The sequence below is a fragment of the Amycolatopsis sp. NPDC051045 genome, assembly GCF_040682955.1.
Classification (GTDB): domain Bacteria; phylum Actinomycetota; class Actinomycetes; order Mycobacteriales; family Pseudonocardiaceae; genus Amycolatopsis.
In genome coordinates, this window is the sequence record NZ_JBFBCC010000004.1 from 78,663 (window position 1) to 94,108 (window position 15,446).

General features: G+C 73.7%; 12 protein-coding genes. 4 read left to right on the top strand and 8 right to left on the bottom strand.

The genetic code is table 11. The annotated features are described in order from the left end of the window. Positions 1 to 30: 30 nt before the first annotated feature. Positions 31 to 381, bottom strand: coding sequence for a YciI family protein (locus AB0M80_RS11480; RefSeq protein ID WP_364562290.1), 351 nt, complete (start codon positions 379 to 381; stop codon positions 31 to 33). Next, the gene (locus AB0M80_RS11485; protein WP_364562292.1) at positions 381 to 806 is read right to left on the bottom strand and encodes a YciI family protein; all 426 of its coding nucleotides are present in this window, start codon (positions 804 to 806) and stop codon (positions 381 to 383) included. Before AB0M80_RS11485 ends, AB0M80_RS11480 begins: the two co-directional genes overlap by 1 nt. A gap of 145 nt (positions 807 to 951) precedes the next feature. Here AB0M80_RS11485 and AB0M80_RS11490 point away from each other — a divergent pair, with 145 nt between their 5' ends. Then, positions 952 to 1,935, top strand: a complete 984-nt coding sequence (locus AB0M80_RS11490; RefSeq protein WP_364562295.1) for a small ribosomal subunit Rsm22 family protein — start codon at positions 952 to 954, stop codon at positions 1,933 to 1,935. Between the two features lie 113 nt (positions 1,936 to 2,048). On the opposite strand, the gene AB0M80_RS11495 is transcribed toward AB0M80_RS11490, so the two are convergent. Next, positions 2,049 to 2,885: a maleylpyruvate isomerase N-terminal domain-containing protein gene (locus AB0M80_RS11495; protein WP_364562298.1), complete on the bottom strand. Its 837-nt coding sequence runs from the start codon at positions 2,883 to 2,885 to the stop codon at positions 2,049 to 2,051. Positions 2,886 to 2,950: 65 nt separating this feature from the next. Here AB0M80_RS11495 and AB0M80_RS11500 point away from each other — a divergent pair, with 65 nt between their 5' ends. Together AB0M80_RS11500 and AB0M80_RS11505 are read left to right on the top strand one after the other, a co-directional pair. After that, positions 2,951 to 4,282 (top strand): HAMP domain-containing sensor histidine kinase, encoded by a 1,332-nt coding sequence (locus AB0M80_RS11500; RefSeq protein WP_364562301.1) that lies wholly within the window; start codon positions 2,951 to 2,953, stop codon positions 4,280 to 4,282. A 56-nt stretch (positions 4,283 to 4,338) separates the two neighbouring features. Then, positions 4,339 to 5,664 (top strand): DUF2079 domain-containing protein, encoded by a 1,326-nt coding sequence (locus AB0M80_RS11505; protein ID WP_364562304.1) that lies wholly within the window; start codon positions 4,339 to 4,341, stop codon positions 5,662 to 5,664. A gap of 284 nt (positions 5,665 to 5,948) precedes the next feature. Here AB0M80_RS11505 and AB0M80_RS11510 read toward each other — a convergent pair whose 3' ends face one another. The 4 genes from AB0M80_RS11510 to AB0M80_RS11525 form a co-directional block, all read right to left on the bottom strand. Next, entirely contained in the window at positions 5,949 to 8,495 is a 2,547-nt protein-coding gene (locus AB0M80_RS11510; protein ID WP_364562306.1) for a CHAT domain-containing protein, read from the bottom strand. 111 nt (positions 8,496 to 8,606) lie between these two features. Further along, a complete protein-coding gene (locus AB0M80_RS11515) occupies positions 8,607 to 9,092 on the bottom strand; it encodes a hypothetical protein (protein WP_364562309.1) in 486 nt (161 codons plus the stop codon). Continuing rightward, a complete protein-coding gene (locus tag AB0M80_RS11520; protein ID WP_364562312.1) occupies positions 9,089 to 9,664 on the bottom strand; it encodes a sigma-70 family RNA polymerase sigma factor in 576 nt (191 codons plus the stop codon). Before AB0M80_RS11520 ends, AB0M80_RS11515 begins: the two co-directional genes overlap by 4 nt. Then, on the bottom strand, positions 9,661 to 11,292 hold the full coding sequence (locus AB0M80_RS11525) for a S8 family serine peptidase (RefSeq protein ID WP_364562315.1): 1,632 nt from the start codon (positions 11,290 to 11,292) through the stop codon (positions 9,661 to 9,663). Before AB0M80_RS11525 ends, AB0M80_RS11520 begins: the two co-directional genes overlap by 4 nt. 183 nt (positions 11,293 to 11,475) lie before the next feature. On the opposite strand from AB0M80_RS11525, the gene AB0M80_RS11530 reads away from it, so the two are divergent. Further along, complete coding sequence (locus tag AB0M80_RS11530; protein WP_364562318.1) at positions 11,476 to 14,586, top strand: SpvB/TcaC N-terminal domain-containing protein; 3,111 nt, start codon at positions 11,476 to 11,478, stop codon at positions 14,584 to 14,586. Here AB0M80_RS11530 and sigJ read toward each other — a convergent pair. Beyond that, positions 14,555 to 15,421, bottom strand: coding sequence for an RNA polymerase sigma factor SigJ (gene sigJ / locus AB0M80_RS11535; protein WP_364563621.1), 867 nt, complete (start codon positions 15,419 to 15,421; stop codon positions 14,555 to 14,557). The two genes, AB0M80_RS11530 and sigJ, sit on opposite strands and share 32 nt — an antisense overlap. Between the last annotated feature and the right edge of the window lie 25 nt (positions 15,422 to 15,446).

Sequence of the window (15,446 nt, forward strand, 5' to 3'; positions counted from 1 at the left end):
AGACAGGGTGACCCGCCGCGGTGCAACCCGCTACTCGCTGATCGGGCGAATCTCCAGCACGCCGCCCTTCGCCTCCGGGTTGGGCGCCTGCTTCATCAGCTCGGTGACCTCCTCGAGCGATTCGCCGTTGAGCACCCAGAACCCGGCGACCAGCTCCTTCGTCTCCGCGAAAGGCCCGTCGATGACCTTCGGCTCGGCGTCGCCTTCGAAGACCACCCGGACGCCCTCCGCGCTCGACGTCAGGCCCTCGGCGAGCACGATCCGGCCCTCCTTGAACAGCCGGTCGTTGAACGCCGCCATCTCGGTCAGCTCCTCGGCGCTGGGCTGGAACCCGGGCACCTCGGGCTCGGCGCCGGGCTTCACCATCACCATGAACCGCATCACGCCTCCTCGGCGCTTTGCGCGCGAAGCCGTCCTTCCAGCGCCTCGACCTCGGGCGTCATGTTCTCGAAGTCGGACGCCTCCGCGACGCGCCGGATCTCGACGACGCCGGCCTGCCCTTCGGGGTTGGGCATCCGCTTGATCCACTCGACGCACTCGTCGCGGTCGCGGCACTGGAGGATCCAGAAGCCGCCGACGAGCTCCTTGGTCTCGGCGAACGGGCCGTCGACGACCTTGGGCTCTTCGGTGCCCGAGAAGACGACCCGCGCACCCTGCGAGCTCGGCGTGAGGCCTTCGCCGGCGAGCAGGATGCCGGCCTTGACCATCTCTTCGTTGAACTGGGCCATCTCGGCCAGCAGCTCGGCGCTGGGGCCCTTGCCCGCCTCGGACTCCTCGTTCGACTTGACGATCACCATGAACCGCACAACGGTCTCCCTTCGTTCGCTTTGCCAACGCGTCGAACGGCCGGGTGCCGGATCGACAGCCTCCGCCGAAAACTTTTCGCGCCGGAAAACTAGCAGCTCAGGGTCGGTCCGGGTGGGCAATCCGGACAGGGGACAATCGACAGCCGTGGCGGTTCTCCCCGACGACCTCTCCTCCGCGCTCGACGAAGAGCTGGCCAGGCACCCCGTGCCCCGGCTGGCGCAGTCCGTCGACCGGCTCAGCACGCGTTACCGACAAGGTGACGCGGCGACTTCGCCGATCCTCAACTCCGAAGCCGACGTCGCCGCGTATGCGGGCTACCGGATGCCGGCCACCTACGCCGCTGTACAGGCTGCGCTCGCCGAAGCTGCTTCACGCGCTCCGGGCTTCGAGCCGCGTACGCAGATCGACGTCGGCGGAGGCACCGGTGCCGCGGTGTGGGCCGCCGCGGCCGTGTGGCCGTCGCTGGCGAAGTGCACGGTGCTGGAGCAGGTCGCCGGCGCGATCGGCCTCGGCAAGCGGCTCGCCGCGGGTGCCGGCCGCGCGGCGGTCCGGGACGCGGAGTGGCGGCGCGGGTTCGTCGACCCGGCCGCGCCGGCACCGGAGGCGGACCTCGTCACGCTGTCCTACGTGCTCGGGGAGCTGCCGGACGCGACCCGCGACGACGTCGTGCGCTGGCTGGCGGCGAAGGCCGGGGCGGTCGCCCTGATCGAGCCGGGCACGCCGGCGGGGTACGAGCGGATCCGCGCCGCGCGCGCCCGGCTGATCGACCTCGGCCTGCACGTCGTCGCGCCGTGCCCGCACGACGCCGCGTGCCCGATCGTGCCCGGCCAGGACTGGTGCCACTTCGCCGCGCGGCTCCCGCGCTCGGGACTGCACCGGCGGCTGAAGGCGGCCACGCTCGGGTTCGAGGACGAGAAGTTCGCGTACGTCGTCGCGACGCGGAGCACGCCGGAGCGGCCGGACGCGCGGATCGTCCGGCACCCGAAGAAGCACAAGGGCTGGGTCGCGCTCGACCTGTGCACGGCCGGCGAAGGGCTGAAGCCGGGTGTTGCCGTCTCGAAGAAGCAGGGCCCGCGGTACCGCGCGGCCCGGGACGCCGAGTGGGGCGACGGCTGGTCTTCCGCCTGATCCGGCCGCCGAGCCGGCTTCAGCGGGTTCGAAGACGGTCACGTCGACGACGGGACGGAAAGCGTGCCGCGGCAGGTGAAGCCCGGTGACCCCCTGACCTTCCGCGTGCTGAACTAAGGCATCCGGACCGTCCGCAGGAACGCGGGGAGCAGCCACGGCCGCGGCCCGCCGATCCGCACGCCACCGCCGAGCACCGCGCGGGCCCGGGAAATCCGGCCGAACATCATCGGCACGAGCAACGACGGGTCGAACCGGAGCCGTACGTCGGCGGTGCCGTCCGGCTCCTCGAACCGCAGCTTTCCGTGCTGGAGCGCCAGCACGGCGGGTCTCGTGTACCGCGACCGGAACTCCACCGCGATGCGCCGGGGTGACGGCGTCGCGTCGTCGAGCAGGTGGCCCATGTCGTTCCGGACCATGCCGAACAGGAACAGCTCGAGGAACAGCGCCTCGAGCCGCGCGGGGATGCGCCACGGCTGCCCGAGGACGCGGGCGATGTCGAGGCCGTGCATCAGCATCTCGTTGACCAGGTGCGCCAGGACGCCCGCGACCGGCACGCGGGACCCGCCCAGCCACCACACCGGCTTCTCCGGGTCGAGGTCCACGCTGACGAGCAGCAGGTCGTTGATGTCCGCGCGCAGCCGCTCGGCCAGCCGGAGAGGGTCGCGCTCGGGGTGGAGCTCCAGCGCGAGCGCGTTCATCCCGGCGATCGTGTCGACGCTCGCCGCGTCGATCGGCTCTTCGAGGCCCGGCAGCGGGAGCGGCCCGCCGTCACCGCGGATCATCGCCCGGTACATCAGCGCGATCATCCCGACGTGCGACGCCGTTTCGGCGATCGACCACTCGCCGAGCGAGCGCGCGTGCGGGTCTCCGACCCCGGTCAGCAGGTCCGCGAACCGGCCACCGACCTCGGGCAGGGCCGCGCGCACCTGGTGCCACTGTTCGACCGTCACGGCTTCCGACGCTAGCTCGCGGGCACACCGGCCCGGATCTCCGAAGGTGCGGTTATCTTCTGAGCATGGCCCGGTTCCTGCCCCGGTCGACCCGGTGGCGGGTCGCCCTCTTCGCCTCGCTCGCCTCCGCGTTGGTCTTCGGTCTCGGGTCGTACTGGTTCGTCCAGTCGCTGCGAGGCGGCCTCGAGAACAGTGCGCGGATGTTGGCGAACGACAAGGTCTACGCCGTGTTGGCTCTGCTCAACTCCGGTGTCGCGCCCGCGGACGTCCCCAAGCAGCTGGAGAAGGGCGGCGGGTACATGATCAGCCGGGAGCAGGTGAACCGCTGCTCAACCGGCCTCCCGGACGTGCCGTTCGAGGGCCGCGCCCAAGTGTTCGCGCCGGACTGCGTCATCGCCATGCCCTACGGCGAAGCGGACGAGGTGTACGTCGGTTCGGCCACGGCGGACCGGCGGTACTACGTCGACGCGGCCGAGTTCCTCGACCCCGTCGGCCTCCAGACCGTGGCCACCGCCGAGCAGATCCTGTGGGGCGGGGTGCCCGCGGCCGCGCTGCTCATCGGGGCCGTCGCCTGGTTCGCCGTGCGGCGGTCGCTGCGTGCGGTCGGCGCCATCCGCGCCGAGGTCGACGGGATCCGCGCGCGGGACCTCGGCCGCCGCGTCCCGGTGCCCGACTCCGGTGACGAGATCACCGAGCTCGCCGTCACGATGAACGAGATGCTCGCCCGGCTCGACCAGTCGGTGCAGCGGCAGAGCCAGTTCACCGCGGACGCGTCGCACGAGCTGCGCACGCCGCTGGCGTCGATGCGCACCCAGCTCGAGGTCCAGCTGGCCCACCCCGACCGGCTCGACTGGCGCCGCAGCTTCGAGAACGCCGTGCTGGACGTCTCGCGGATGGAGACGCTCACCGGGGACCTCCTGCTGCTAAGCAAGCTGGACGCCGACCAGCCGGCCGGGACGACTCGCATCGCGCTGGCGGACCTCATCACCGAGCACGTTGCCGCGCGGCTCCCGCGTGACGGCGTCGAAGTGCGCGCCGAAATCCACGCCGAGCCCGTGGTCCAGGGGCACGCGGGACGGCTGGAGCGCGTGCTGCGCAACCTCGTCGACAACGCCGAGCGGCACGCCGTGAGCCGCGTGACGGTCACGCTCACCGCGTTCGACGACCACGGCGTGCTGACCGTCCGGGACGACGGCCCCGGCATCCCGGCCGAACACCGCGAGCGCGTCTTCGACCGGTTCGTCCGGCTCGACGACGACCGCGCCCGCGAGGACGACGGCGGCTCGGGGCTGGGCCTGGCGATCGCCGCGGAGATCGCGCGGACGCACGGCGGCGCGCTGCGCGTCGCCGACAGCACGTCCGGCGCGTGCCTGGAGCTCCGCTTGCCGCTTGCCTGAAGACTTCTTCAGCCTGCTTAAGCTTCGGTTCAGCGTGGCCGCAAGAGCATCCCGCCATGCTGATCGACTTCGCGCCGGCTCCGGCGCGCACGCGCGAAAGCCGCGCGGTCCCCTACGTCGTCGCCGTGGTCGCCTTCGCCGGGTACGCCGCCTGGTCGCTGCAGCGGCTCCGGACGTTCGACGCGAGCGGGTTCGACCTGGGGATCTTCGAACAGGTGGTGCGGTCCTACGCGCACGGGCAGTGGCCGGTGTCGGACCTGCTCGGCCCGGGCTACCCGACGCTCGGCGACCACTTCCACCCGATCCTGGCGCTGCTGGCGCCGTTTTACCTGCTGTGGCCGTCGCCGGGGTGCCTGCTCATCGCCCAGGCCCTGCTGTTCGCGGTGTCCGCGGTGCCGGTGACGCGATGCGCGATCCAGGTGCTCCGCCCTCGCCGGGGTGCCCTCGTGGGCGCCGGGTACGTGCTGTCGTGGGGGCTGCTGTCCGCGGTGAACTTCGACTTCCACGAGGTCTGCTTCGCGGTCCCGATGCTGGCGTTCACCGCCGAGCACCTGCTGCACGGACGGTGGCGGGCCGCGGTCTGGTGCGCGCTGCCGCTGGTGCTGGTCAAGGAAGACCTGCCGCTGACGCTCGCCGCCGTCGGCGTGGTCCTGGTGCTCAACCGGCAACGACGGCTCGGGTGGACGGTGATCGTCTTCGGCGTCGTCTCGTCCGCGTTGCTGTTCCTGGTCGTGCTGCCGGCGCTGAACCCGGCGGGCGCGTACGCGCACAGCGGCGGCTTCAACCCCTTCGGCGGGTCGATCGTCAAGGTTTCGATGCTGCTGGCCCTGCTCGCGCCGACGGCGTTCGCGGCCCTGCGGTCGCCGCTGCTCGTCCTGGCGGTGCCGACGCTGCTGTGGCGGCTGGTCTCGGCGAACGACCGCTACTGGGGCATGGGCTACCACTACAGCGCGGTGCTGATGCCGATCGTGTTCATCGCCGGCGTGCACGGCGCCCGGCGGTTCGGGGGGCTCCGGCGATACCTGCCGGCGTGCGCGGTGGTCGTCGGGCTGGGTTCGCTCGGCCTGCAGGCGGCGCACCTGACCAGCGGCGTCTGGACGCCTGCGCAGCGAGCCGGGATCGACGCGGTCCTGGCGCGGATCCCGGACGGCGCGACGGTGCTGGCGTCCAACCGGCTGGCTCCAAGACTGACGTCCCGCTGCACGGTGCGGTTCTTCGACGGCGTGACGAGCGAGCGGCCGGAGTGGGTCGTCGTCGCGCAGCCGGAACAGTCCTGGCCGACCACGCTCGCGACGAAGGCGGCGGCGCTGGCGGACCTGGAGAACACGGGGTACCTGCGCGTCGACGGGACGGACTCCGTCGTGCTGCTCCACCGTGAGTAGGAAACTCGCAGCGGTAACCGGCCAGTCGGGGGGCGTGCCGGCCGGTTACCGCCGCACCGAGGAAGAGGGGAACCCGCGCCAGGAATGACGCCCGGCCCCGCGCTTCACTCGATCGAGTGACGTCAGGCCGGATCGGCCAGGATGCCGTTGACATGCGAGCCCGGGTGGGTGGCCGCGTCCTGGCGGAGGACCCGGTGCCGCCACCCGAAGCCGGCGCCGCGGCGGGGCTGGACGACCCACCGGCCGCGAGCGCGAACGCCCCGGCCGCGCTCGGCTCAAGCCCCTCAGCTGCGGCCGAAGCACACGAACGGCATCAGCGGTTCCGCCCGCGCCGCGTCCGCCAAGGCCCGCGCCGGGGGCGTGCCCACCGACAGCGCTCGGTGGAACGCCAGCATCACGCCGCCCGCGGTGCGGTCGTCGACCCGCGCCACGCTCGAGACCACCGTGCGGCTGCCGCCGTAGAGCAGCGCCGCCGTGAAGCCGAGGACCTCGTCGCCCGCGCGGACCACCGCCTGGCCGACGTCGCACGACGACAGCACCACCTGCTCCGGCGCCGTCGCGAGCTGCTGCACGTCGTACGCCATCAGCGGGCCGTCGGCCAGGTTGAGCCGCGAGAAGAGCACGTTCTCCTGCTCGTGGTGGCCGTGCACGGCGAAGTGGGCCAGGCGGCAGCCGTCGAACGCCTTGAGCGTGGCCGCGACCGTCGCGTCCGGGCCGGTCAGCACCTCCGCCTCCGGGTACAACGGCGCCAGCCGCGCGATCTCCGCTTCCGCGTGGGTCAGGTCCGAGCCCGCGACCAGCAGGGGCGCGCCACCGGCCCGCCGGGGCCGCCGGCCCGCGTCCAGCCAGGCCGACGACGACGGCGTGACCGTCACCGGACGGCCGCGCAACGTCGGCAGCAGTCCCCACGGGATCGCCGAGAGCGCGCCGGTGGGCACGACGACGACGTCGAGGTCGCCGAGCCGGGGAGCCAGCGGCGCCAGCAGGATCGCGTCCAGCGCGGTGACCTGCGTCCGCACCGAACGGCGGATGACCTGGTCCAGCTGCGGCGGCAGCTGGCGCCCGCACAACGCGTCGAGGTCGCTGTGCAGCCGCGCGACCGGCTCCGCCACGGCCGACGCCGGGCCGAGCTCAAGCAGCGCCACCCGGTGGTTCGCGATCACCTGCGCGCACAACGCGCCGCGGTCGGCGAGGAAGCAGACCATCGCGCTGCCGGTCGCCGCGAGCTCGTCGCCGACCTCGCGCAGCTTCGCCTCCGCGTGGTCGACGTCCACGCCCTCGGCCTGCCAGCCCTTGGCGCGGATTTCCCGTTCCAGGGCGGCGCACCGCTTCACGGCTTGGGTGTCCGGCTTCCCGGCCAGCTCGCCCGCGCGGATCTGCATCGAGAGGAACCGCAGCTCGGCGACGGCGTCGACGGTCTCCGGGTGCGCCGGCGGCCGCACCGGCCGGAACCGGAACGCCTGGGCGCGCGAGCGGTCGAGCCAGCGGAACACCACTCCGGGCGAACGCTGGGCGAGCGCGGCGGCGAGACCCGCGGCGGCGAGTTCCCGGCCCAGTGACGTCGTCCCGGTCTGCAGGTCGACGCTGCCGAACCGGCTGCGGTGCCGCTGCAGCTGCGTCAGCCCGGCCCGCGCGTTGGCGAACGTCACGCGCCGGTGGCCGCTCGCGGCGCCGAGCTCGGCCAGCGCGAGCCGCCGCACCAGGCGGTTCTCCAGCGGCGCGGTCCGGCGGTCGCGCGGGGCGATCCCGGCGCGGGCACCGGCCAGGTCGCCCAGCGCGATCCGGGCCCGCGCGGCCAGCAGCGCCGCGATCTCCGCGTCGTTGCGCAGGCCCAGCCCGGTGAGCCGCTCCGCGAGCGCGGTCGCCTCCGCGACGACGCGGGCGATCCGCCGCCCCGCCGCGAAGTCCGCGCGCAGCACGGTCAGCTGCGCCACCGCCGCCCAGGTTTCGTTGCCACGACGGCGAAACCGGCGTTCCGCGCGCCCGGCCCAGCTCCGCGCGGCCACCGGATCGCCGCTCGCCAGCGCCGCCAGCGCCCTGGTCAGCTCGGCCTCGGCGTGTTCCTGGTTCATCCGCAGCCGCGGGAACAGCTCCAGCGCCGCGTCCAGCTCGGCGGCCGCCTCGTGCGGCAGCCCGGCGGCCAGCAGCGCCCGCGCCTTGTCGACGGCCAGCACCGGCAGCATCCCGACGCTCCGCGCGGCGTAGAACCCGCTCGCCGCGTCGAAGTCGCGCAGGGCACCCGGGATGTCGCCGGTGAGCACCCGCGCCTGGCCGCGGCCGTGCGCCGCCTTCGCGAAGATCCTTTCCAGACCTTCTTCCGACACCTGCCCGGCGCCGATCTGCTCGCACTGGTCGAGGTCGGCGAGCGCGAGCCGCACCCGCCCGGCGTACTGGTGCAGCATCGCGCGGTTGAGCAGCGTCCTGGCGAGCACGACGAACTCGCCGGCCTGCCGCAGCAGCGGGATGGCTTCGTCGAAGCACACCAGCGCCTCGTCCATCCGGCCGATCAGGATGAGCACGAGACCGCGTTGCTGGCGCAGGATCCCGCGCCCGGCGTCCGACACGAGGGCGTCGGCCTCGTCGAGCAGCGCCAGCCCGCGCGCGCTGTGGCCCAGCGCCGTTTCGACGGCCGCGTAGGTGCCGAGCACGCGCGTCGCGAGGTCGGGCCAGGCTGGCCACCCCGGCGGCGGCGCGGACGCGGGCAGGCCGAGCAGCCGGGCGGCCGAGCGGATCAGCCGTCCGCCGACCACGGGCTGGCCGTTGTTGGTCGCCGCGACCGCACGCCGGTGCAGGTCGCGAACCCGGTCTTCGGCCTTCGGGGACGCGACCAAGGGCTGACCTTCCGGCCGGGACCGTCCCCCTCGGCCGAGAAGGACGCCGGCGGATCGTACCTCCGCGCCGGCGGTGTCCGGGAGTTCTCGGAGGTCACCCGGGGTTTCGGGTCACAGCTCGACCGCCGGTGTGCTCACCGTCCTCGACCGGCCGGCCGTGCGGACCAGGACCTGCACCATCCCGTGCGGCACCCCGCTGACCGCGAACCGGCCTTCGGCGTCCGAGGTCGTCGTCAGCGATCCGTTTCGCGTGCGGACCTCGATCGGGTGCTCGGCGGGCGGGGTGAGCCAGCCGTCCAGGCGGATCGTGCCGCCGGGTTCCGGGCTCACGTTCACCATGATGGTGAGGCTTTCGCTGTCGAACGTGATGAGCCGCCCCTGCTCGGCGGCGCTGCGCGTGACCGCGAGCCCCTCCTGTTCCCGGATGCGCATCACTTCGAGGTCGACGTCCTCCAGCTGGATCGCGAACCGGATCTGGTCCACGAGCGTGGCGGGCATCGGGTCGGCGTCTTCCCACAGCTCGCGCACGCCGGCCAGCAGCCGGAAGTCGAGCTCGTCCAAGGGCTCGCCGGCGCCTGGTGGTTCGACGGTGGTCACAGCCAATCTCCTTCGCCGTTGGCGAGTAGCTGCTCGCGCAGGCGCGCGAGACAACGTCCCCTGGTCGGGCCGATACTCCCCCTCGGCATTCCCAGCCGGGCGCCGATTTCGGCGTAGTCCGGCCGGTGCACGAACGCCACGATCCGCAGCAGGCTGCGGCAGCGTTCGGGCAGGTTGTCCACCGCGCGCCACAACCGCGCGCGCTGGTCCTCGCGCAGCACCCCCTCCTCGGGTGCCGGCGACGCTTCGGACAGCCGCTCCGGGAGCTCCGGCAGCGGCCGTTCGATCTGGCGCTTTTCCCCCGTGCGCCAGGCCTCCCGCTTGGTGACGGTGATCAGCCAGCCGGTCAGCGCAACCGGCGAGCGGATCTCCGCGAACGAGCCGAGCAGCCGCAGCCACGTCGTCTGCACGACGTCGGCCGCCTGGTCGACGTCGAGTCCCTGGTCGCGCGCCACCTGCCAGAGCAACGGCGTGAGCAGGGAAACCAGCTCGTCCAGCGCCGCGCGGTCGCCCTCCCGCGCGGCGTCGAACAGGGCCGCCACGCGGCCGTGGTCGGTCTTGGCCACGTTCACAACGAGCCCAGCGCGGCCCAGGCGCGCTTGACGACGGTTTCGCGGTCGACCGTGGTGAGGTCCCCGGACTGCAGCAGGGCCTTGCCGAGCTCGGCGGCGGCGAGCGGCGCGGCGAACGACGTCCCGTCCCAGACCGCGAAGCCGGCGCTGTAGTCGTCGGGGTCGAACGAGTTGCGGCCGTAGCCGGGCACCTCGTGGTCGGCGGCCGCGGTGCCGCGGACGTCGGCCGGGTAGGTGCTGACGACGCCGGCGCCGGTCGCCCAGGCGCGCACCCACGGGCCTTCGTTGGAGAACAGCGCCTTGCTCGCGGTGACGTCGGGGTTGAGCGCGCCGACGCTGATCACCTGCGGGCCGCTGCCGCCGCCGAGCGGCTGGTCGGCGAAGGCCGCCGGGTAGAACCGGCGCGTCGTGGCGTCGTTGCCCGCGGCGGCCACGACGAGCACGCCGAGCCCCAGCAGCTCGGCGATGGCCGCGCCGAACTGGCCGGTGTAGGCGATGTCCGCCGGGTTCTCCTCGTAGTAGCCCAGCGACAACGAGACGATGTCGACCATGTCCTCCGGCCGGTTGTCCGCCTGCGCGGACCGGACGCGGTCGGCCAGCAGGTGCAGCGCGAGCAGGACGTCGGCTTCGTACGCGACGCCGTCGCTGTGCACGACGCGGATCGCGAGGGTGTCGGCTTCGGGGCAGGCCTGCCGGACGATGCCGGCGATGAACAGGCCGTGCCCGGTGTCGGTGTCGACGTCGCCGATCAGCGGCTGGCCGCTCGTCGGCGCGTCCCAGTAATCGGTGAGCAGCTGGGTGGGCAGTGTGGTGCCGGAATCGAGCTCGGCCTGCAGGATCGCCGCCTGGATGCCCGGCGCGACGGTGAGCCCGGCGCCGGCGGGCGGCGGTCCGCTGCGGTCGGCCAGCCCGAACCACGGGTGCGGGCCGATGCCGGTGTCGAGCACGGCGATCACCGGCCGCCGGTGCCCGGGCTTCTCGCTGCGGTAGGGCGGGGCCGCGGCCAGCGTCACCGGGATCCGGTTGGCGCCGCGGGTGCGCCCGTAGGAGCTGCCCGCGCCGAACCCGCTGGTCTCCCAAGGCGTGCCGCCGAGGCCGCTGGTTTCCCACGGCACCCCGCCGAACACCGGCGTGCTGAACAGCAGGTGCTCCGGAGAAATCCGCGCGACCATCTCGGGGTCGACCTCGGGCCGCTCGCCCGACGCGGCGGACCGCAGCAGCTGAAGCGCTTTCCAGCAGTCGACGACGACCGGGTCGACGCCTTCGCGGACGCGCAGCAGGGCGCGGACGGGCAGTTCGTCGAGCTGCTGGGGGCGGACGGCGTCCTGGGTGCCGCCCTCGCGGCCGGCCGGGGTGGCGTAGACGCCGATGCGGGCGAGGACGTCGTTGATCGCGGCCAGGGTCTGCTGGTCGCGCAGGTACCGCTGGGGGATGAGGAACACGCCCGGCCGGTACACGGTCGTGCGCGGGGCCGGCTGCCCGGCCGCGACGACGGCCGTCGCCGGGTCGAGCACGCGCGCGCCGTGCCGGTCGAGCAACTGCCTGGGCGGGGCCGGGAGCTCGTTGAGCGTGCTCGCGTCCTCCGCCGCCACTTCCGCGATCTCGTCCCGCACGAACCTGACGACCATCGGGTCCACCCTCCGCTACTGATCACCACCGGCACCCGGGAAAGACCCGCGGGCCGCCACTGGGATACGACACCGACGTCACGAATGCATAACGGCGACGGCAAACGGGTGAACACGTATCTGGCGCCCCCGGCTCACCCACTTGGCCCTCTGAACGTCACGGAATCAGGCGGGGAGATCACCATGGTTGTGCTCCGGTCGAGCACGCAAGAGGCGGCCTTCACGCCGGACCCGGCAACCGGCGGTGGCTGCTTCACCGTGCCACTCGACCTGCCGCCCGGTCCCGGTGGCAGCGCCCCCGCGCTCGCCCTGCGCTACGCGACCGGAGCGCCGGACGGCCCGTTCGGCGGCGGGTTCACGCTGCCGCTGCCCCACATCGGGCCGGCGGACGGCCACGCGCGGACGGCGACCGCGGACCGGCTCGTCCGCCGTGCCGACGGCTTCCTGCTCACCACCCGATCGGGCGTCCGGCACTTCTTCGGCCCCGGCGACGGCTCCGCCTGGCACCTCGACCGGACCGAAGACGCGTTCGGCACCACCGCGGCGTTCGGCTGGGCGCACCAGAGCGGCCAGACCTACCTCACCCGCGTCTCCTACGGCCCGTACGAGGTGGAGTTCACGTACGAGCCACGGCCGGACGTGCTGCGCCAGGGCCGCGACGGCACCCTCGTCACGACGGCGCTGCGGTGCGCGCGCATCGACCTGCGGGTGCCGGGCTCGACGCGGCCGCTCGTGCGGCGGTGGACCCTCGGCTACGACGCCGACGAGGTCACCGGGGCCTCGCTGCTGACGTCGGTGGCGCTCACCGGATTCGACACCCACGGCGCCGAAACGGCCGCGCCGGTGCTGCGCCTGGCCTACGCCTCCGCGGAGTCACCGGCAGCCGGGCGGGTCCGGCTGGCCGCGCGGGCGCGGTCCGGCGGCGGGGTGTCCCTGCTCGACGCCGTGCCGTACCACTCCTTCGGGCACCTTCCCCGCACCGGACGGCTGTGCGAGATCGACCACGGGACGGGGCTGCGCACCGCGATCGAGTACGCGACCGTCGAATCGGTGCCGGTGGTCCGGCAGGTCTCCCTGCGGGAAGCGGTCAGCGGCCACGTGGGCGTGACGCAGTTCGAGTACCACGACAGCCGGTTCCCCTGGTTCGGCCGGGTCGTCCAGGACGAGCTCGGCGACGAGTACGCGCCGACGCTGCGGACGGTGCGCTGGTTCGGCGACGAAGGGCTCCTGGACAAGGAAGAGACCTACGGCCTCGACGGTTCACCGGCCGCGGACCGGCCGTACCGCCGGGTCGAGCACCATCGCCGTCCACAGTGGACGCGCTCGGTGACGACGGTGCTCGAGCGCCGGGAGACGCCGGTTTCGGTCACCACGAAGGAGACGGCCTCCGACCCGGCCGGGAACCCGGCCCGGGAGGTGGAGACGACCGAGCGGCCCGGCCGCGACCCGGTCGTGCGCGAGACCCGGACGAAGTACGCGGCCGACCCCGAACGCCGGTTCACCGCGTTGCCCGCACGGGTCCGCGAGGTGGACGGCGCCGGGAAGGTGCTGTCCGACAAGATCTTCCGGTACGACGAAGAGCCCGACGGCTTCGCCGGTTCCCACGGCTTCTGCACCGCGCAGGAGGAGCTGGTGCTCACCGACGCGCTCGTCGCCGAGGTCTACGGCCCGGTCCCGCCGGACCTGCGCCACCACGGCTACCACCGCCGCCCCGGCGAGGACGGCTGGTGGGTCACGACGTTCCACGGCCGGCTCGACACCGTCACCGGCCTGCGCACCACGACGACCGATCCGCTCGGCCACCCCCGGGAGGTCCGGTATTCGGCCGACCGCTGCTTCCCCGAGGTGGCCACGGACCCGGTCGGGAACGTGACGATCACGCGCCACGACGTCCGCACGGCGCAGGTGTGCCAGGTGACCGATCCGGCGGGCGCGGTGACCACGGTGACCCACGACCCGCTGGGCCGTCCCGAAACGGTGGTGCGGCCGGGCGACTCGGCGGACCTGCCGACCATCCGCTACCGCTACGACCACAGCGGGCCGGCGCGGGTCACCACCGAGCAGCGCGCGGTGTCCGGCGAGGCGGAGGTGCTCGTGACCGCCGAGCTGCGCGACGGCGCCGGGCGGTTGCTGGAGCGACGGCACGCGGAGCTCCTCGGCGACGTCGTCGACGAGCACCACGAGTACTGCGCCCGCGGGCTGGTGTGCCGGACGAGCCAGGCGTTCCGGGACGGCGAGCCCCTGCCCGCGCCGGCGGTGTTCCGGTACGACGCGCTGGGCCGGCCGCTGCCCACGGAAGGTCGTGAAAGCCGGCCTGACGGGAGTCTCCGGGACCTGCTGGGGCGGGAGCTGCGCGGCGCGGACGGCGTTGCGCACGTCCGGGACGCGGCCGGGCACGTCGTCGAGTCGCGGACCGGGGGCGGGCACACGGTGTTCCACGTGCACGACGCGGCCGGCCGGGTGGCCGCGGTGCTGGTCGACGACCCGCACGGCACCCCGGTCACCACGTTCACCCACCACGACGGCGGGCTCCCGGTGCCGCTCGGCGCGGGCCCGCACAGCTGCGGGCGCCTGGTGCGCGTCGCCGACGAATGCGGTGTGACGCAGTTCGGCTACGACGCGCTCGGCCACCCGGCGGAGAAGCGCTGGCGCCCGGCGCACGTCGCCGTGGAGTACCGGCTCGACGTGGCCCACCGGGCCGACGGGCGGCTGTCGGAAGTGGTCTACCCCGACGCCGGCGACGGCCGGCTGACCGTGCACCACCAGTACGACGAGGTCGGCAGGCTGGTGTGCGTGCCCGGTTTCCTCGACGCCGTCCACTACGACCTGAGCGGCCGCCGCACCGCGGTGCACTACGCGAACGGCGTCAGCGAACACTTCACCGACGGACGGCACGTGCTCACCGGCCCGGGTGGGCTGCTGCGTGCCATCGGCCCCGGGCCGTCCCGGGAAACGCCGTCAGGCAGCCAAATCCGGGACGCGTTCGGCCGGTTGCGCGGGGTGCACGGCGACGACGGCGGCAACGCGCTGTACAGCTACGACCACACCGGCCGCCGGGTCCGCACCCTGATCACCAACGGCACGCGCATCCACGAAATCCTGACCCCCGACGAGCTGTACGCCATCGAAGACGGCGAGCTGGTCGTCGTGGTGGCGGGCGCGGTGCGGCAGTACGCGGACGGCAGGCGCCGGTACCTGCACTTCGCCGACACCGACGAGATCGCCCTGGTGACCGACGAAACCGGCGCCGTGGTCCCGGAAATCAGTCCAGCACCGCCAGGTCCAGCCGGCTGAGGCGGTCCGGGTCGGCGAGGATGTCGATCTCGACGATCCGCCCGCCCGCGACCGTGAAGCCCAGCACCGAGAACGGCCGGCCCTCGCGGGTCGCCACCACGCCCGCCGCGCCGTTGACCAGCGCCCGGTGCACCACGCCGCCGCCGGCGCCGAGGCGCGAGAACGTCAGCGCCTGGTTCGCCACCGCCGCCGCGCCGCGGACCTCGGTCGAGCCGCCCTGGGCCGCGCCGCGGTCGGCGCGCAGCACCACCTCGGGGTCGAGGACCGAGACCAGCGCGTCGAAGTCCCCGCCGCGGGCGGCCGCGAGGAAGGCGTCGACGACGGCACGCTGGCGGGCGAGGTCCGGGTCCGGCGCGACCGGTGCACCCTGGACCCGCCGCCGGGCGCGGCTGGCCAACTGGCGGGTCGCCGCCTCGGACCGGCCGACGATCGAGGCGATCTCGCCGAACGGCAACGCGAACATGTCCCGCAGCACGAACGCCAGGCGCTCGGCCGGGGTGAGCGTGTCGAGCACGACCAGCAGCGCGAGGCCGACGGAGTCCGCCATCAGTGCCTCGTGCTCGGGGCCGTCGTCGTCGCGGCTGACGATCGGGTCGGGCACCAGCGCTTCCCACGGCTCCTCGCGCCGGGCCTTGCGCGAACGCAGCATGTCGAGGCAGACCCGACCGACGACCGTGGTCAGCCAGCCGCCGAGGTTCTCGACGGCCGCCGAGTCGCTCCGGCTCAGCCGCAGCCACGACTCCTGCACGGCGTCCTCGGCCTCGCTCAGCGAGCCCAGCATCCGGTAGGCGACCGAGCGCAGGTGGTCGCGGTGCGTTTCGAAGCTCTCAGCCAGGACATCAGCTGTTGCGGGGGTCCGG